Here is a 17,638-nt window from a genome sequence, read left to right on the forward strand (position 1 = left end):
GAGCAGGCAAGAAGGATGGTCAGGGAGTCAGTAGGAATTTACAACACACAGCGGCCCCATCTGTCGCTACAATACAAAACGCCCGATGAAGTTCACCGGGCGTTACAGGGCTGAAAAAGTGTCAACCTATTCCAGGACTAGTCAAGCCGTAGCCGCTTTACATCAGCGGCGTTGCCAGCTGTACGATGCTAATCAGCGGCTGCGGCCAGACGCCGAGTACCAGCACCAGCAGAGCCGAGATCAGTACCACGATACCGCCGGCGCTGTACTGCCAGTTAGACGGTGCATCGCGGTTCAGTTTCTCCGGCGCGCTCAGATAGAGGCTCACCGCGACGCGCAGGTAGTAGTAAAGACCAATCGCCGAACCCACCACCACGGCGCCAACCAGCCACCACAGGTGCGCGTGCACCCCGACCGCCAGCACGTAGAACTTACCGATGAAGCCCAGCGTCATCGGAATACCGGCCAGCGACAGCATCATCACCGTCATCACCGCAGACAGAATCGGACGGTGCCAGAACAGGCCGCGATAGGAGTACAGCGAGTCGGCATCCGGGCCGCGGTACGGGCTGGACATCAGGCTCACCACGCCGAAGGCGCCGAGGCTGCTGAACAGGTAGCCGGCCAGATAGACGCCGACGGCTTCCATCGACATTTCGCCGCTCTGCAGGGCGATCAGCGCCACCAGCAGATAGCCGAGATGCGAGATCGAAGAGTAGCCGAGCAGGCGCTTGATGTTGGTCTGGCTCAGCGCCATCAGGTTACCGAAGATGATGGACGCAAAGGCTATCAGACCCAGCACGATGCGCACCGCTTCGCTGTTGCCTACCGGCATATACAGGAACAGACGCATCACCACGCCGAAGATAGCAATCTTGCTGGCGGTGGCCAGGAAGGTTGATACCGGCGCCGGCGCGCCCTGATAAACGTCCGGCGTCCACAGGTGGAACGGCACCAGCGACAGCTTAAAGCCCAGACCCACAATCATCAGACCCAGACCCGCCAGCAGCAGCGGCTCGTGCAGGGTGTTATCCGCCAGGCTCTTACCGAGGGCCAGGAAGGAGAGATTGCCGGAGTTCGCGTACACCAGCGCCATACCGAACAGCAGGAAAGAAGAGGCTGCGGCGGAGAGGATGGTGTATTTGATACTGGCTTCCAGAGACCGTTTCTGACGGAAAGCATAGCCAATGAGGCCGAACAGCGGCAGCGAAATCAATTCGATACCGAGGAACAGCGCCGCCAGATGGTTTGCCCCCGCCAGCAGAATGCCACCCAGCGCGGCGATGAGCACCAGCAGGTAGAACTCTTCTTTATTGTCCTTGTAACCCTCAAGCCACGGATAGGCAAAAGTACAGGTCGCCAGGCTCGCCAGCAGCACCAGCCCGGTGTAGAGCATGGCGTAGCCGTCAACGCGGATCAGCGGCGTAACGTCCATCGCGCCGTTCTGACCGACAAACCAAAGCGATATCAGCGCGGCGTTAAGCCCGAGAACCGACAGCGTGGCATTAAGGAAATGATTGCGTCGCCACGCAATGGAGAGCATCACAACCACCACCGTCAAGCCGACGATCAGCAGCGGTAGCAGTGCGATCAGTTGTTGTGGAGTTATTGTCATGGCGAATTACGGCCTTGTAGTAGAAACAGAATTAACAAACCACTGCTGAATGTTGCTCATCGCAGCATGTGAGGTGTCCAGAATCGGCTGCGGGAAGAAGCCCAGCAGCACCAGCAGAACCACCAGCAGCAGAACAATCGACAGCTCGCGCAGCGACATTCCCGGCAGCTCTTTCGCCGCAATCTCGCTCTTCGCTTTACCGAAGTAGGCACGATGCAGCATCGCCAGCGAGTAGACGGAAGCGAACACCAGACCAAAGGTGGAGATCACGGTAATCACCGGCACCACTTTATAGCTGCCGAACAGGATCATGAACTCACCGACAAAGTTACCGGTACCCGGCATCCCGAGGGTCGCCACGGCGAAGAACATCGACAGCGCCGGCAGCCACTTAATTTTGCTCCACAGGCCGCCCATCTGACGCATATCACGCGTGTGCAGGCGCTCGTAGAGCTGGCCGCAAAGGATAAACAGACCGGCAGCGGAGAGGCCGTGCGCAATCATCTGAATCACCGCACCCTGATAGGCCAGCTGGCTGCCGGTATAGATGGCAATCAGCACGAAGCCCATATGAGAAACCGAGGTGTAGGCAATCAAGCGTTTGATATCGTACTGGCAGAAGGCCATCCACGCGCCGTAGAAAATACCGATGATACCCAGCCACATAGCGATGGGCGCAAATTCGGCAGAGGCGTTCGGGAACAGCGGCAGTGCAAAACGCAGCAGACCGTAGGCCGCGGTTTTCAGCAGGATCCCCGCGAGGTCAACGGAACCGGCGGTCGGCGCCTGGGAGTGCGCGTCCGGCAGCCAGCCGTGCAGCGGTACCACCGGCATTTTCACCGCGAAGGCGATGAAGAAGCCCAGCATCAGCACGTATTCCACGCCGTGGGACATCGGCGTCTTCAGCAGATCTTCATAGTTGAAGGTCCACACGCCGGTGGCGTTGAAGTGCACGAACGCCAGCGCCAGGATGGCAATCAGCATCACCAGCCCGCTCGCCTGGGTATAGATGAAGAACTTGGTGGCCGCCGTGATACGCGTTTTACCGTCGGAAGCCTTGTGGCCCCACAGCGCGATCAGGAAGTACATCGGCACCAGCATCATCTCCCAGAAGAAGAAGAACAGGAACATGTCGATGGCAAGGAACACGCCGATAACGCCGCCCAGGATCCACATCAGGTTGAGGTGGAAGAAGCCCTGATACTTTTCGATCTCGCGCCATGAACAGAGTACGGCCAGTACGCCGAGCAGGCCGGTCAGCACCACCATCAGCAGCGACAGACCGTCGATAGCCAGATGAATGCTAATACCGAAGCGAGGGATCCACGGCATGACAAATTCAGACTGCCATTGGGGGATACCCGCGGCCTGTGTCAGAGAATAGCCGCCCTGCAGCCACAGCTGCAGTGAGAGAACCAGCGTCAGTCCCATGGTAATCAGCGCAATCCAGCGCGGCATCTTCACGCCAAAGCGTTCGGTCTGCCAGCACAGGAACCCGCCGATAAAGGGGATTAGTATTAACCAGGGTAATAACATAGCTGAGTATGTCCCTTATATTTACTCCTGCTCAGGCTATCTCGCTCGCCAGCCCGAATTCCGGCAGTGCTCGCACTCCTCGCGCACTTTCGTACGCTGCGGTTGCTCTGCGCTGGCGGTCTCCGGTCTGACTTCGCCGATGACGCCTGTACCTCAGGAACAGATTTTCAACGAATTCTAAAATTCTTTTAGGGTTTGTCGGCCGGATAAGCGCAGCGCCATCCGGCAATCGCTCACCCAGCCAACAAACTCAACGCAGTACCATCAGCAGCGCCAGCACGACAACCGCACCGATGCTCATTGACGCGACATACCAGCGTAAATAGCCGTTCTCGCTTAACAGCAGGCCTTTACCTGCAAAGCGGGAGAGGATAGCCGGAATGTTCATCATCGAGTTCAGCGGATCGCTTTTCAGCAGCCACGCCACGCCGAGGAACGGCTTCACGAACACCTTGTCGTACAGCCAGTCGAAGCCCCAGGCGTTGTACCACCAGGTGCCGAGCAGGCGGCCAGGCGCGCTGTTGGCGATGGAGGTCACCAGCGTGCGTTTACCTAGCCACAGCCATGCAGCGATGAGGATACCGGCAATAGCCACAATCCCGGAGACGATTTCCAGCGTCATTACGCGGCCGTGCTCAAGCTCGGTGGTCTGCGGCAGTACGCCCTGCAGCGGTGGCACAATCATGGCGCCAACGAAGGTGGAGAGAACCAGCAGAATAATCAGCGGCAGGTGATGGGTAATCCCTTTGCCTGCGTGAGCGTGAATCTGCTCTTTGCCGTGGAACACGATGAAGATCATGCGGAAGGTATACAGCGAGGTCATAAACGCGCCGACCAGGCCGGCAACCATCAGATTGAGATGACCGTTAGCCATCGCGCCGGCGAGGATCTCATCCTTACTGAAGAAGCCTGCGGTGATGAGCGGCAGTGCGGACAGCGCCGCGCCCCCCACCAGGAAGCAGACGTACACCAGAGGAATCGATTTACGCAGACCGCCCATTTTGAAGATGTTCTGCTCGTGATGGCAGGCGAGGATCACCGAACCAGAGGAGAGGAACAGCAGCGCTTTGAAGAACGCGTGGGTCATCAGATGGAAAATCGCCGCGTCCCATGCCTGAACGCCCAGCGCCAGGAACATGTAGCCAATCTGACTCATCGTCGAGTAGGCCAGCACGCGCTTGATGTCGGTTTGTACCAGCGCGGCAAACCCTGCCAGCACCAGCGTCACCGCACCGACGATACCCACCAGATGCAGAATTTCCGGCGTCATCAGGAACAGGCCGTGCGTACGCGCAATCAGATACACGCCCGCGGTCACCATGGTGGCGGCGTGGATCAGCGCGGAGACCGGGGTCGGGCCCGCCATCGCGTCCGCAAGCCAGGTCTGCAGCGGCAGCTGCGCGGATTTACCCACCGCGCCGCCAAGCAGCATCAGGGTCGCCCACGTCAGCATGTTGTTGCCGGCTTCGAAGTGCTGAGGCGCCAGCTCGACCATTTCGCGGAAGTTCAGGGTTCCCAGCTCGTTGTAGAGAATGAACAGCGCAAAGGCGAGGAACACGTCGCCGACGCGGGTCACCACAAACGCTTTCATCGCCGCAGCGCCGTTCTTCGGATCGGTATAGTAGAAACCGATCAGCAGATAGGAGCACAGGCCCACGCCTTCCCAGCCGAGGTACATCAGCAGCAGGTTATCGGCGAGCACCAGAACCACCATGCTGGCGATAAACAGGTTGGTATAGGCGAAGAAGCGGGAGTAGCCCTCTTCCCCGCGCATGTACCAGGAGGCGAACATGTGGATCAGGAAACCGACGCCGGTAACCACAGAGAGCATGGTCAGGGAAAGACCGTCCAGCACCAGGTTAAAGCCGATGTTGAAATCGCCCACCGACATCCACGTCCACAGCGGAACGCTGATCGCCTGCCTGCCGTTAGCAAAGAAGTCCATCCCAACGAAGGCCGTAACCAGCGCGGCCAGGCCTACCGACCCCATCCCCACGGTGGCGGAGAGGTTTTCCGACCAGCGCCCGCGGGAAAAGGCCAGCAGCACAAAGCCAATCAATGGCAAAAGAATGGTTAAGGAAAGCATGTTCATCCACGCAACTCACTTACTGAATCGATGTTCAGGTTCTGGCGGCGACGATGGAGCTGCAGCAGCAGCGCCAGACCGATACTCGCTTCCGCAGCCGCAAGGCTGATGGCGAGAATATACATTATCTGACCATCGGCCTGACCCCAGTAGCTTCCGGCAACCACGAAGGCCAACGCCGCGGCGTTGATCATGATCTCCAGGCTAATCAGCATAAACAGCAGATTGCGGCGAATCACCAGACCCGTCAGACCGAGAACAAACAGGATCGCGGCGAGGATCAGTCCATGTGTTAAGGGGATCATGCGTGCTCCTCCGTTTTTCTTTTGTCGCTATCGTTCTGGCGGTTGCTCAGCACTTCACCGACACGCTCTTCGCGGCCGATGTGGAAGGCAACAACCAGACCGGCCAGCAGCAGCATGGAGGCCAGCTCCACCGCCAGTACGTACGGGCCAAACAGCGCAATACCAACTTCTTTCGCGCTTATCGCGGTGCCTTCAATGCCCTGATCGTTAAGACCGAGGATGGCATAAACGATAACCACCAGCAGCACCGCGGAGAGGATGGCCGGGCCGATCCAGATCCCCGGCTGCAGCCACTTACGTTCCTGCTCAATTTCGCTGCCGCCAAGGTTAAGCATCATCACCACGAAGACGAACAGCACCATGATGGCCCCGGCGTAGACGATGATCTCCAGCGCCCCGGCGAAGTACGCGCCCAGCGAGAAGAACACGCCAGCAATCGCTAACAGCGAAATAATCAGGTACAGCAGCGCGTGCACCGGATTGGTGTGGGTGATCACTCGCAGGGTTGCGAGGATGGCGACAAGGCCACAGATATAAAAAGCGAATTCCATTGCCCTCTCCTTACGGTAACAGGCTCTTGACGTCGATAGGCTTAGCTTCGTTCTCTGCTTCGCCCTTATCTTTGCCGTCGATTGCCATACCCGCCATCCGGTAGAAGTTATATTCCGGGTATTTACCCGGACCGGAAATCAGCAGATCCTCTTTTTCGTACACCAGATCCTGACGCTTGTATTCACCCAGTTCGAAGTCCGGGGTCAACTGAATCGCCGTGGTTGGGCACGCTTCTTCACACAGACCGCAGAAAATGCAGCGTGAGAAGTTGATGCGGAAAAACTCCGGGTACCAGCGGCCGTCTTTGGTCTCTGCTTTTTGCAAAGAGATACAGCCTACCGGACACGCTACCGCACACAGGTTACAGGCAACGCAACGCTCTTCGCCGTCCGGATCGCGCGTCAGCACGATGCGGCCACGATAGCGCGGCGGCAGATATACCGGCTCTTCCGGATACATCTGGGTTTCACGTTTGGCGAAGGCGTGCATCCCGATCATGCAGATACTGCGGACCTGGGTGCCGAACCCCACCAATAATTCTTTTAAGGTCATGGTCAATTCACCCCTTATTGCGCCTGCCAGAGAATGACAGCCGCCGTTACCAACAAGTTGATCAGCGTTAATGGCAGGCATACCTTCCAGCCAAAGGACATTACCTGGTCATAACGTGGACGCGGTAATGATGCGCGGATCAAAATGAACATCATCATGAAGAACGCGGTTTTCAGCGCGAACCAGATGAACGGAGGTAACCATGGGCCATTCCAGCCGCCGAAGAACAGCGTCACGATCAGCGCCGATACGGTGACAATCCCGATATATTCACCGACGAAGAACAGGCCGAACTTCATGCCGGAATATTCAATGTGGTAGCCATCGGCCAGCTCCTGCTCAGCTTCCGGTTGGTCAAACGGGTGACGGTGACACACGGCCACGCCCGCAATCGCAAAGGTAACGAAGCCAAAGAACTGCGGGATAACGTTCCACAGATGCGCCTGGTTGTTGACGATATCGCCCATATTGAACGATCCCGCCTGCGCCACCACGCCCATCAGGGAGAGGCCGAGGAACACTTCGTAGCTCAGCGTCTGCGCGGAGGCGCGCATCGCGCCCAGCAGCGAGTATTTGTTATTACTCGACCAGCCGGCAAACAGCACCGCGTAGACCGCCAGGCCTGCCATCATCAGGAAGAACAGGATGCCGATGTTCAGGTCGGCCACCACCCACGACGGGCTGACCGGCACGATAGCAAAGGCCAGCAGCAGCGAGGTAAAGGCAATAACCGGTGCCAGAGTAAAGATCACGCGATCGGTAAAGCGCGGAACCCAGTCCTCTTTAAAGAACATTTTGATCATGTCGGCAACCAGCTGCAGCGAACCGCCCCAGCCGACGCGGTTAGGCCCATAGCGGTTCTGGAACAACCCGAGCAGACGACGTTCGCCGAAGCTCATGAACGCGCCGCAGGTGACAACCACCAGCAGAATGACCACCGCCTTCAGGATGCTTAACAGAATGTCGATGAGATCCGGTGTTAACCAACTCATGCTTTTGCCTCCTGCAGAGTATCAATACGCGCTCCGGTCAGAACCGGCGCAATGCCAGGCATGCCCATCGGTAGGCCAACCTGCCCTGCCGTCAGGCCCGCAGAGATAATCAGCGGCAGGCTAAGCAGATGACCCTCAACGCTGAAGGAGACCATCGCCCCCGCGTTGACGCCAAGCTTCGCCGCATCTTCCGGGTTAAGCTTGAGATACGGCTGCGGCATGCGGCTCTGGAACACCGGCGAGCGCTGCGACAGCTCGTCGCTGCCGAACAGATGGTAGTACGGCGCAATCCGCCATTTCCCTTCTTCGGCCTGGAAGCTTTCCGGCACCGCGGTGAAGTAATCCAGCCCCTCGGCGGAAGCCTCAATCAGGCGCACGCCCGGATCGCCGTGGCGCAGCTTACCGCCCACTTCATCCTGGAATTTGTTCCACGCCTGCGGGGAGTTCCAGCCCGGCGCCCACGCAAACGGAATTTGCGAACGCGGAGCGGACGGCTGGTTGTTCCCTTCCATCGAGAAGGCAAACATGGTGTCTTTGTCCTGCGGCTGGCGCGGTTCATGCACGCTGATATTGGCGCGCATCGCCGTGCGGCCGCTGTAACGATGCGGTTCACGGGCCAGCTTCTGACCGCGAATGCGGAAGCTCGCGTCCGGCGCGGCATCTTTAATGCCTGCCAGCTGCGGCAGCTTAGCCACTACCGCGTCAATGACGTGGTCCAGCTGCGTCCAGTCAACCTGACGGTTGTCGACGGTGCTGTGCAGCGAATGCAGCCAGCGCCAGCTCTCCAGCATCACGGTATTCGCATCGTAGTAGGCCGGGTCATAAACCTGGAAGAAACGCTGGGCGCGGCCTTCGTTGTTGACCACCGTGCCGTCGCTTTCTGCAAAGCTTGCCGCAGAGAGCACCAGATGCGCTTTTTCCATGATCGCGGTACGCTGATGGTCAACGACCATCACCAGCGGCGCTTTGGCCAGCGCAGCGTCTACGCGCGCGGCGGAAGCGTGACGATGCAGATCGTTTTCCAGCACGATAACCGCATCGGCAGCGCCGGTTTCCAGCTCGCTCAACGCCTCTTCCAGTGAACCGCCGCCGATCATACCCAGACCGACGCTGTTCACCGCGCGGGCAACCATGGTCACGCCGACGTCTGCGCCGCGACCTTTCAGCGCCTTAGCGACGTTCGCCGCGGCCTGAATAATCTCGATGCTGCCGGCGTTGGTTCCGGAGACGATCAGCGGTTTCTTCGCCCCGGCCAGCGCCTGGACGATCACGTCAATTTTGCCCTGCAGATCTTTGCTCAGGCCTTCCACCGCCGGCGAGGTTTCATCCAGCGCGTGCGCAATGGCAAAGCCCAGCCGCGCCTGATCTTCAACCGGCGCGCGGTAGGTCCACGCGGCGACGTCGTCCAGACGGGTGTCGTCGATATTGGTGACAAACAGCGGATGCTTCGCACGCTGGCCGATATTAAGGATCGCGGCAATCTGCCAGTCGGCGACTTTCTGCGCCGCGGCCATTTCACGCGCTTTACCTTTCACCGCCTGGCGTACGGCCAGCGCAATGCGGGCGCCGGTTTGTGTAAGATCTTCACCCAGCACCAGTACCGCATCGTAGGATTCAATGTCGCGCAGCGCCGGGGTATGAATACCGCCGTCGCGCAGCACCGTCAGCATCATCTGCAGACGTTCCTGCTCGGCTTTAGCGATGCCGGTATAGAAGTTCTCGGCGCCAACCAGCTCGCGCAGCGCAAAGTTGCTTTCGAGGCTGGCGCGCGGAGAGCCGATGCCGATCGCTTTTTTCGACTGGCGCAGAATATCCGCCGCACCCTGCATGGCCTGCTCGGCGTTGAGGGCGATCAGATCGTCGCCGCGGCGCTGAACCGGCTGACGCGGACGGTCTTTCAGGTTCACGTAGCCATAGCCGAAACGACCGCGGTCGCAGAGGAAGTAGCGGTTGACGGTGCCGTTATAGCGGTTTTCGATACGACGTAGCTCGCCGTAACGCTCACCCGGGCTGATGTTGCAACCGATGGAACACTGCTGACAGATGCTTGGCGCAAACTGCATATCCCATTTACGGTTGTAGCGCTCGGAGTGCGTTTTATCGGTGAATACGCCGGTCGGGCAGACCTCAACCAGGTTGCCGGAGAATTCGCTCTCCAGCACGCCGTCTTCCGGGCGACCGAAGTAGACGTTGTCGTGAGCGCCATAAACGCCCAGATCGGTGCCGTCAGCATAGTCTTTGTAGTAGCGTACGCAGCGGTAGCAGGCGATGCAGCGGTTCATTTCGTGCGAGATGAACGGCCCCAGATCCTGATTGCGGTGGGTGCGCTTGGTAAAGCGGTAGCGACGGAAGCTATGACCGGTCATCACGGTCATATCCTGCAGGTGGCAGTTACCGCCCTCTTCGCAGACCGGACAGTCGTGCGGGTGGTTGGTCATCAGCCACTCAACCACGCTTTCGCGGAACTGTTTCGCTTCTGCGTCGTCGATAGAAATAAAGGAACCATCGGATGCCGGTGTCATACAGGACATCACCAGGCGACCACGCGTGTCTTCCGCGTTTTGATATTGCTTCACCGCACACTGGCGGCAAGCGCCGACGCTGCCGAGCGCCGGGTGCCAGCAAAAGTATGGAATATCAAGACCGAGAGAGAGACAAGCCTCTAGCAGGTTGTCCGCTCCGTTGACCTCGTATTCTTTGCCGTCTACATGAATCGTAGCCATTAGCATGCTTCCAAATTAAAAAAATCGTTACCACTTCCTCACTCAGCTGCCGCCCTGGCACCGGCTGAATGAGTCGGTGGGAATCACCAGCGCGTCTTAAGCAGGTTCGGCTGAATCCCGTTGATTGCATGGGTATTACTGAACTGCTGCTTAATGCCTGCTTCGAATTCGTCGCGGAAATATTTAATGGCGCTTTGCAGCGGTTCGACCGCGCCTGGCGCATGCGCGCAGAAGGTTTTACCCGGCCCAAGGAATCGACACAGTTGCTCAAGTGTCTCGATATCACCCGGCTGACCTTCGCCGCGCTCAATGGCGCGCAGGATCTTCACGCTCCACGGCAGGCCATCGCGACAGGGCGTACACCAGCCGCAGGACTCGCGGGCGAAGAACTCTTCAAGGTTACGCACCAGCGAAACCATGCCGATCTCGTGGTCGACGGCCATCGCCAGCGCGGTACCCAGACGGCTGCCCGCCTTGCCAATACTTTCGAACTCCATCGGCAGGTCGAGATGCGCTTCGGTCAGGAAGTCAGTCCCTGCGCCACCCGGCTGCCAGGCTTTAAACTTCAGGCCATCACGCATACCGCCTGCATAGTCTTCGAGGATTTCACGCGCGGTGGTGCCGAACGGCAGCTCCCACAGGCCCGGGTTCTTCACCCGACCGGAGAAGCCCATCAGCTTGGTACCCGCATCTTTGCTCTTAGAGATGTTCTGGTACCATTCGACGCCGTTGGCCAGAATGGCCGGGACGTTACACAGGGTTTCGACGTTGTTGACGCAGGTCGGCTTACCCCACACGCCGGAGCTCGCCGGGAACGGCGGCTTGGAACGCGGGTTGGCGCGACGACCTTCGAGGGAGTTAATCAGCGCGGTCTCTTCGCCGCAGATGTAGCGCCCTGCCCCGGTGTGCACGAACAGTTCGAAATCGAAACCGGTGCCGAGAATGTTTTTGCCCAGCAGGCCGGCTTCGGTCGCTTCGGCAATGGCGCGGCGTAAATGAACCGCCGCTTCAATATATTCGCCGCGCAGGAAGATGTAGCCGCGGTACGCTTTCAGCGCAAACGCGGAGATCAGCATGCCTTCCACCAGCAGGTGCGGCAGCTGCTCCATCAGCAGGCGGTCTTTATAGGTGCCCGGCTCCATCTCATCGGCGTTACACAGCAGGTAACGGATGTTCATGGATTCGTCTTTCGGCATCAGGCTCCACTTCAGACCGGTGGAGAAGCCCGCGCCGCCGCGCCCTTTCAGGCCGGCGTCTTTTACCTGGTTGACGATCTCATCCGGCGCCAGGCCCAGCAGCGCCTTACGGGCGCCCTCGTAGCCGTTTTTGCTCTGATACTCATCCAGCCATACCGGCTGTTTGTCATCGCGCAGGCGCCAGGTTAGCGGATGCGTTTCGGGAGTTCGGATAACGTTTTTCATTTATACCGCTCCAGCAAATCAGGAATTCCTTCCGGCGTCAGATGACTGTGGGTGTCTTCATCAATCATCATGCTTGGGCCTTTATCACAGTTACCCAGACAGCAGGTCGGTAACAGGGTAAAACGGCCATCAAACGTTGTCTGACCCGGCTTGATATTCAGCTTTTGCTCAAGTGCTGCCTGAATCCCCTGATAGCCGGTGATGTGACACACCACGCTGTCGCAATAGCGAATGACGTGACGGCCAACCGGCTGACGGAAGATCTGGCTGTAGAAGGTCGCAACGCCTTCGACATCGCTTGCCGGGATCTCCAGTACGTCGGCGATCGCATAGATCGCGCCATCCGGCACCCAGCCACGCTGTTTCTGAACGATCTTCAGCGCTTCGATGGACGCCGCACGCGGGTCTTCGTAGTGGTGCTTCTCGTGCTCAATTGCCTCACGCTCTGCCGCACTCAGCTCAAAAGCCTCGGTTTGTGGTTGTTGATTCTCGTGCATAATTAGCGGTCCACGTCTGACATAACAAAATCGATACTACCCAGATATACGATAAGATCGGATACCAGGCTGCCGCGAATCGCCGCCGGAATCTGCTGCAGGTGCGCATAGCTCGGCGTGCGGATACGGGTGCGATAGCTCATGGTGCTGCCGTCGCTGGTCAGGTAGTAACTGTTAATACCCTTCGTCGCTTCAACCATCTGGAAGGATTCGTTGGCCGGCATAACCGGGCCCCAGGAAACCTGCAGGAAGTGGGTGATCAGGGTTTCGATATGCTGCAGCGTGCGCTCTTTCGGCGGCGGCGTGGTCAGCGGATGATCCGCCTTGAACGGCCCTTCCGGCATATTATCGAGACACTGCTGAAGGATGCGCAGGCTCTGGCGCAGCTCTTCGACTTTTAACATCACGCGGGTGTAGCAGTCGGAGATGCCGCCGCCGGTCGGGATTTCAAAGTCGAAGTTTTCATAGCCTGAATATGGACGCCATTTACGCACGTCGAAGCCAATGCCGGTCGCGCGCAGGCCAGCACCGGTGGTGCCCCACTCCAGCGCTTCTTTCGCATTGTAAGCGGCCACCCCTTTCGAACGGCCAATCAGAATGCTGTTACGCAGCGCGGCCTTTTCGTAGGAATCCAGACGCTTTGGCATCCACTCAAGGAATTCACGCAGCAGGCGATCCCAGCCGCGCGGCAGGTCATGCGCGACGCCGCCGATGCGGAACCACGCAGGGTGCATACGGAAACCGGTGATGGCTTCTACCAGATCGTAGATTTTCTGGCGATCGGTAAAGGCAAAGAACACCGGCGTCATGGCGCCAACGTCCTGAATAAAGGTGGAGATGTACAGCAGGTGGCTGTTGATGCGGAACAGCTCGGAGAGCATCACGCGAATCACGTTGACGCGATCCGGCACGGTAATACCCGCCAGCTTTTCTACCGCCAGCACGTACGGCATCTCATTGACGCAGCCGCCGAGATATTCGATACGGTCGGTGTAAGGAATGTAGCTGTGCCACGACTGGCGCTCGCCCATTTTTTCAGCACCGCGGTGGTGGTAGCCAATATCCGGAACGCAGTCGACGATCTCTTCGCCATCCAGCTGCAGAACGATACGGAAAGCACCGTGCGCGGAGGGATGGTTCGGGCCGAGGTTAAGGAACATAAAGTCCTCATTTTCGGTCCCGCGCTTCATGCCCCACTCTTCCGGCTTGAAGGTCAGCGCTTCCATTTCCAGATCCTGTTTCGCTTTCGTCAGCTCAAACGGGTCGAATTCGGTGGCGCGTGCCGGATAGTCTTTACGCAGCGGGTGGCCTTCCCAGGTCGGCGGCATCATGATGCGCGTCAGGTGCGGGTGGCCTTCGATATCAATGCCAAACATTTCCCACGTTTCACGCTCATACCAGTTGGCGTTAGGGAACAGTTTGGTCAATGTCGGAACGCGCAGATCGTTTTCGGATAATGCTACCTTGAGCATGATATCGCGATTGCGATCAATAGAAATCAGGTGATAGAAAACGGAAAAATCCGCGGCGGGTAGCCCGTCACGGTGGGTGCGCAGACGTTCGTCCATGCCGTGCAGATCGAACAGCATGATGTAAGGTTTTGGCAATCTCTTCAGGAAATCGGCCACCTCGAGCAGCTGCTCGCGCTTCACCCAAACTACCGGTACGCCGGTACGGGTTGGCTGAACGGTAAAGGCATCCGGGCCAAAACGATTGCGCAGTTCGCCGATCACCGGGTCATCAAGGTGATCGCGGGTTTGCCAGGCTGGTGCGGCGTCATGCGCGTTTAAATCGGTCATATTGTTCACCATTGCAAAAGGTCCGTGGTGACTGCCGGGCGACGCTTCGCGCTGTTGTAGATTGATTTGCGAAGTATTTTGCCGCCGCCCGCAGGCGCAAATTAAATCTCGTCCGGAGTCCGCAGATTGGTCACTGCAATGCGTTCGCCGCGTTTACGCTCACGTTCCGACTGCATGTTGGCGCGATAAACGCCCTGATCGCCAACCACCCACGAGAGAGGACGGCGCTCTTTACCAATAGATTCCTGCAGCAGCATCAGCGCCTGCATATAAGCTTCCGGACGCGGCGGACAGCCCGGGATGTAAACATCAACCGGAATAAATTTATCTACGCCCTGCACGACAGAATAAATATCGTACATACCGCCGGAGTTGGCACACGCCCCCATGGAAATAACCCATTTCGGCTCCAGCATCTGATCGTAAAGACGCTGAATAACAGGTGCCATCTTGGTGAAGCAGGTGCCCGCGACCACCATCAGGTCAGCCTGACGAGGAGAGGCACGCAGAACTTCGGCGCCAAAACGCGCGACGTCATGCACCGCGGTGAATGACGTCACCATTTCTACGTAGCAGCAAGAAAGGCCGAAGTTATAGGGCCAGATTGAGTTCTTACGGCCCCAGTTCACCATGTCATGCAGCGCGTGTTCGAGTTTCCCCATATACACGCTTTTGTTGACTTCTTGCTCCAGGGGGTCAGTTACGATCTCCTGTTTTTGCAGGGGGTAACGGTCGTTCTCACCGTTAGGATCTATGCGGGTGAGCGTATAATCCATCTTATTGCCTCGCTTTTACTGCATATGACGGTTAGTGGGACTGTCTGTTTCTGAGTTAACCAGCGTGCGACGGGAACGCGCAGGCGTCCAGTCCAGTGCGCCGATACGTACGAGATAAACCAGACCAGCCAGTAGCACTAAAATGAAAATTGCGGCTTCCACAAAGCCAACCCAACCGCTTTCACGGATAGAGGTCGACCATGCGTAGAGATACAGGGCTTCCACGTCGAAGATAACGAAGAACATGGCAACCAGATAAAACTTCGCAGAAAGACGTAAGCGAGCCGAACCAACGGAGTCGATCCCCGATTCAAACGGCGTGTTTTTGCTTCGCGCGCGCGCGCGACCGCCGAGGTACCAGCCCCCGACAAGCATCAGGCAGCACAGGCCGATGGCAATGATGAGAAATATAGCGAATGCCCAATGATGAGCGATGACTTCAGTGGATGTTGACATACGCATTGCTTAACCAAAAAAGTGTAGCGCTAAACCCTCTGCTCTTACTGGCAGATGAACGCCACAGCGTTTCACGGGGAGGAATAAAAAAATAACCTTGCAAAAAAGCGTCCCTACTTATCGTAGAAGGCCATATGCGCTGGCTTTTTACCCCTTTCTTTAACCTTTTGTCAACTTCAACAAAAGTTTTAACAACATTAATTTACATTAGGTTTTTTTCATTAACATTAAATGCCCTTTTATGCGAAATAACCTTGCATACCAATTGGATTTAGTGTTGTTGAATCGTGTCCGTTTCCATTGTAAATCATAATTACCCGTCTATTTTGACAGGATTTAGCCTCGATTCCTCCCCCTAAGGAGGGGTATTTTCTTGATCTGTGACACGCTTTTGTTAATTGAACCAAAAAAACAGCAACAAACTGGCCGGTTTTTTAACATTAGCATGAACTATTGAAAGTGCAGGGAAAAGTAGCGAAGTGTCGGTCGGACTGTCGCTAACCGACTGATATACATAACAATAAAACAACAATATATTAAAAATCACTGTAAAATAAGAAAAAAAAGAGCCGCAGGGTCTAATTCTCACCTCAGCGGCTCCTTTTTGCATTTACATTTTGTTACCAGCTTTTTGTGACCAATGTAGCTTAAATCCCCCTCAGGTGATGAGGGTATGGCCTCCCCCTTCGGGGGTAAAGAGCGGGTCCGACGACCAGGGATTATGGTCCTGGCTCAGCGACTGAAAGATGGCCTGCGCCAGTTCGCTCACGCTCTGCGGATCGCAGCTCAAAACGTAGCGAGTATCCGGTAACCCCGGCAGGCCGTCGCTCTTACCAACCACCCGCAGCTCGGGACTCATCATCTCAACCGGCCGCGCCGTTACGCCAAGCCCGGCTTTCACCGCCGCTTTAACGCCCGCCAGTGAGGATGCCGAATGGGCCAAATGCCACGGCGTCTGCGCGCTATTGAGCGCCGAGGTAATATCATCCCGGAAGGGCCCGGGCCCCTCAAGCAGGATCAGCGGTACCGACGCCTCGTGCGGCAGCACGTAGTCCGCCGCGCAGTACCACAGGGTTGGCGACGTGCGCAGCGTCAGCATTTCAAAGCTGTCAGACTGATGGGTGGTCAACGCGAGATCTATCGCGCCGTTTGCCAGCCTCTCCACCGCCTCGGCATGATTGAGAACCTTAATTTCGAGGGTCAGCCTCGGGTAGAAGCTGCCGATCCGATTAAGCAAAAACGGTAAAATGGTATCCGCCGTTTCGTCGGTGGCGCCGATAGTCAACGTCCCCTGCAGGCTGCTAAACATCAACGACATGCAGGCTTCGTCGTTAAAGCGCAGAATTTTACGCGCATATCCGAGCAGCTGAATGCCCTGCTCAGTTAATAGCTTATTGCGCCCGTGGCGGGCAAAGAGCTCCTTTCCGACCAGCTGCTCCAGCCGCTGCATCTGCTGGCTCACCGCAGACTGAGTACGACGCACCGCCGTAGCGGCGGCAGCAAACGTACTCAGGTCGGCAACGGCAACAAACGTTCTCAGCAGATCGAGGTCGAGATTTAGTATTGGACGATTTGCATTTATCATGTTGCTTCACTCACAGGTAGCTATCGCTGACCTGCCTTGTTGATGCTGTGCTCCAGGTTTCCGGCTATTCCTTGAGCCTCGTGTCATCCGCAAAAAGGAAACGGGCGACAGCTGGAAGAACGTTATTGCATTTGAAAGTGCTCGTCCGCGTCAATTGTGCGGAACCTCTGAGTCATATTTTGTTCGTACGCCTAAGCCTTTTCTAATTACGGCGAGCCGCTTTATGTGACCTGATTCAAAAAAGCCATCTACAGCGCAGCCCTGCACGTCAATACGCTGTCTGCCTGCGCAAAAGCTTGCTGAACGACAAACAAAAAGCCTGCAATAACAATATATTAATAAGAAAAGCCGCATTATTTACGAGGTTTACTTGATATTAACAACAACATCCTAACCGAAAACCACCTTATTTATAAGGGCAAATCAGTATTATTAAGGATAATTTTAAACATTTTTTCAGGACTTTAATTAAATTAACAAAACCAGGATTATTCATTGCCAAAAAATAAGACTCATTAATCTCTTAGATGTTTTTATTAAGTATATTTAACATTACCGCTACAGTCGTTCCCCGTCAGTTAAAAGCATAGTGATTTTTTGTGAGCAAAAAAGTATCAGCGCAGGACCTCCCCGTCGCCTCAAACCAGATAAACGCTCATCATATGGCGATAAAACCACAAGATCTGACCAATAAAATACGACTTAAAGGCATATTCTATAAACACTAAAGCCAATCAACAGAT

General features: G+C 56.6%; 15 protein-coding genes. 1 reads left to right on the top strand and 14 read right to left on the bottom strand.

What is annotated here, in order from left to right:
* Window positions 1–114, top strand: a 114-nt coding sequence (locus M2416_RS24470; protein ID WP_259227101.1) for an integrase core domain-containing protein, incomplete at its 5' end; no start/stop codon positions are given.
* Window positions 115–157: 43 nt separating this feature from the next.
* On the opposite strand, the gene nuoN is transcribed toward M2416_RS24470, so the two are convergent.
* From nuoN to M2416_RS24540, 14 genes are all read right to left on the bottom strand, one after another.
* A complete protein-coding gene (nuoN, locus tag M2416_RS24475) occupies window positions 158–1,615 on the bottom strand; it encodes an NADH-quinone oxidoreductase subunit NuoN (protein WP_076945790.1) in 1,458 nt (485 codons plus the stop codon).
* Between the two features lie 6 nt (window positions 1,616–1,621).
* Window positions 1,622–3,151: an NADH-quinone oxidoreductase subunit M gene (gene nuoM, locus M2416_RS24480; RefSeq protein ID WP_041146556.1), complete on the bottom strand. Its 1,530-nt coding sequence runs from the start codon at window positions 3,149–3,151 to the stop codon at window positions 1,622–1,624.
* A 250-nt stretch (window positions 3,152–3,401) separates the two neighbouring features.
* On the bottom strand, window positions 3,402–5,243 hold the full coding sequence (nuoL, locus tag M2416_RS24485; protein ID WP_041146557.1) for an NADH-quinone oxidoreductase subunit L: 1,842 nt from the start codon (window positions 5,241–5,243) through the stop codon (window positions 3,402–3,404).
* Window positions 5,240–5,542 (bottom strand): NADH-quinone oxidoreductase subunit NuoK, encoded by a 303-nt coding sequence (nuoK, locus tag M2416_RS24490; protein WP_002913148.1) that lies wholly within the window; start codon window positions 5,540–5,542, stop codon window positions 5,240–5,242. The genes nuoL and nuoK overlap by 4 nt, the downstream gene beginning before the upstream one ends.
* Complete coding sequence (nuoJ, locus tag M2416_RS24495) at window positions 5,539–6,093, bottom strand: NADH-quinone oxidoreductase subunit J (protein WP_041146558.1); 555 nt, start codon at window positions 6,091–6,093, stop codon at window positions 5,539–5,541. Before nuoJ ends, nuoK begins: the two co-directional genes overlap by 4 nt.
* Window positions 6,094–6,103: 10 nt before the next feature.
* The gene (gene nuoI, locus M2416_RS24500; protein ID WP_015365590.1) at window positions 6,104–6,646 is read right to left on the bottom strand and encodes an NADH-quinone oxidoreductase subunit NuoI; all 543 of its coding nucleotides are present in this window, start codon (window positions 6,644–6,646) and stop codon (window positions 6,104–6,106) included.
* A 14-nt stretch (window positions 6,647–6,660) separates the two neighbouring features.
* A complete protein-coding gene (gene nuoH / locus M2416_RS24505) occupies window positions 6,661–7,638 on the bottom strand; it encodes an NADH-quinone oxidoreductase subunit NuoH (RefSeq protein ID WP_076945791.1) in 978 nt (325 codons plus the stop codon).
* Entirely contained in the window at window positions 7,635–10,361 is a 2,727-nt protein-coding gene (nuoG, locus tag M2416_RS24510) for an NADH-quinone oxidoreductase subunit NuoG (protein ID WP_076945792.1), read from the bottom strand. Before nuoG ends, nuoH begins: the two co-directional genes overlap by 4 nt.
* Before the next feature lie 83 nt (window positions 10,362–10,444).
* Window positions 10,445–11,782, bottom strand: coding sequence for an NADH-quinone oxidoreductase subunit NuoF (gene nuoF, locus M2416_RS24515; RefSeq protein WP_041146561.1), 1,338 nt, complete (start codon window positions 11,780–11,782; stop codon window positions 10,445–10,447).
* The gene (gene nuoE, locus M2416_RS24520) at window positions 11,779–12,279 is read right to left on the bottom strand and encodes an NADH-quinone oxidoreductase subunit NuoE (RefSeq protein ID WP_041146562.1); all 501 of its coding nucleotides are present in this window, start codon (window positions 12,277–12,279) and stop codon (window positions 11,779–11,781) included. The genes nuoF and nuoE overlap by 4 nt, the downstream gene beginning before the upstream one ends.
* Before the next feature lie 2 nt (window positions 12,280–12,281).
* Entirely contained in the window at window positions 12,282–14,090 is a 1,809-nt protein-coding gene (gene nuoC, locus M2416_RS24525) for an NADH-quinone oxidoreductase subunit C/D (protein ID WP_076945793.1), read from the bottom strand.
* Window positions 14,091–14,179: 89 nt separating this feature from the next.
* Window positions 14,180–14,854: an NADH-quinone oxidoreductase subunit NuoB gene (gene nuoB, locus M2416_RS24530; protein ID WP_002913178.1), complete on the bottom strand. Its 675-nt coding sequence runs from the start codon at window positions 14,852–14,854 to the stop codon at window positions 14,180–14,182.
* Between the two features lie 15 nt (window positions 14,855–14,869).
* A complete protein-coding gene (gene nuoA, locus M2416_RS24535; protein WP_004865103.1) occupies window positions 14,870–15,316 on the bottom strand; it encodes an NADH-quinone oxidoreductase subunit NuoA in 447 nt (148 codons plus the stop codon).
* Between the two features lie 652 nt (window positions 15,317–15,968).
* The gene (locus tag M2416_RS24540; RefSeq protein WP_259227379.1) at window positions 15,969–16,895 is read right to left on the bottom strand and encodes a LysR family transcriptional regulator; all 927 of its coding nucleotides are present in this window, start codon (window positions 16,893–16,895) and stop codon (window positions 15,969–15,971) included.
* Window positions 16,896–17,638 lie beyond the last annotated feature (743 nt).

The sequence above is a fragment of the Klebsiella sp. BIGb0132 genome (assembly GCF_024810075.1).
Taxonomy (GTDB): domain Bacteria; phylum Pseudomonadota; class Gammaproteobacteria; order Enterobacterales; family Enterobacteriaceae; genus Klebsiella; species Klebsiella terrigena.

Bases quoted from the DNA above. Each gene is read 5' to 3' on its own strand.
- nuoI (WP_015365590.1), bottom strand. From the start codon at position 6,646: ATGACCTTAAAAGAATTATTGGTGGGGTTCGGCACCCAGGTCCGCAGT.
- nuoG (WP_076945792.1), bottom strand. From the start codon at position 10,361: ATGGCTACGATTCATGTAGACGGCAAAGAATACGAGGTCAACGGAGCG.
- nuoK (WP_002913148.1), bottom strand. From the start codon at position 5,542: ATGATCCCCTTAACACATGGACTGATCCTCGCCGCGATCCTGTTTGTT.
- nuoH (WP_076945791.1), bottom strand. From the start codon at position 7,638: ATGAGTTGGTTAACACCGGATCTCATCGACATTCTGTTAAGCATCCTG.
- nuoC (WP_076945793.1), bottom strand. From the start codon at position 14,090: ATGGTGAACAATATGACCGATTTAAACGCGCATGACGCCGCACCAGCC.
- nuoB (WP_002913178.1), bottom strand. From the start codon at position 14,854: ATGGATTATACGCTCACCCGCATAGATCCTAACGGTGAGAACGACCGT.
- nuoE (WP_041146562.1), bottom strand. From the start codon at position 12,279: ATGCACGAGAATCAACAACCACAAACCGAGGCTTTTGAGCTGAGTGCG.
- nuoA (WP_004865103.1), bottom strand. From the start codon at position 15,316: ATGCGTATGTCAACATCCACTGAAGTCATCGCTCATCATTGGGCATTC.
- nuoL (WP_041146557.1), bottom strand. From the start codon at position 5,243: ATGAACATGCTTTCCTTAACCATTCTTTTGCCATTGATTGGCTTTGTG.
- nuoF (WP_041146561.1), bottom strand. From the start codon at position 11,782: ATGAAAAACGTTATCCGAACTCCCGAAACGCATCCGCTAACCTGGCGC.
- nuoJ (WP_041146558.1), bottom strand. From the start codon at position 6,093: ATGGAATTCGCTTTTTATATCTGTGGCCTTGTCGCCATCCTCGCAACC.
- nuoM (WP_041146556.1), bottom strand. From the start codon at position 3,151: ATGTTATTACCCTGGTTAATACTAATCCCCTTTATCGGCGGGTTCCTG.
- M2416_RS24540 (WP_259227379.1), bottom strand. From the start codon at position 16,895: ATGATAAATGCAAATCGTCCAATACTAAATCTCGACCTCGATCTGCTG.
- nuoN (WP_076945790.1), bottom strand. From the start codon at position 1,615: ATGACAATAACTCCACAACAACTGATCGCACTGCTACCGCTGCTGATC.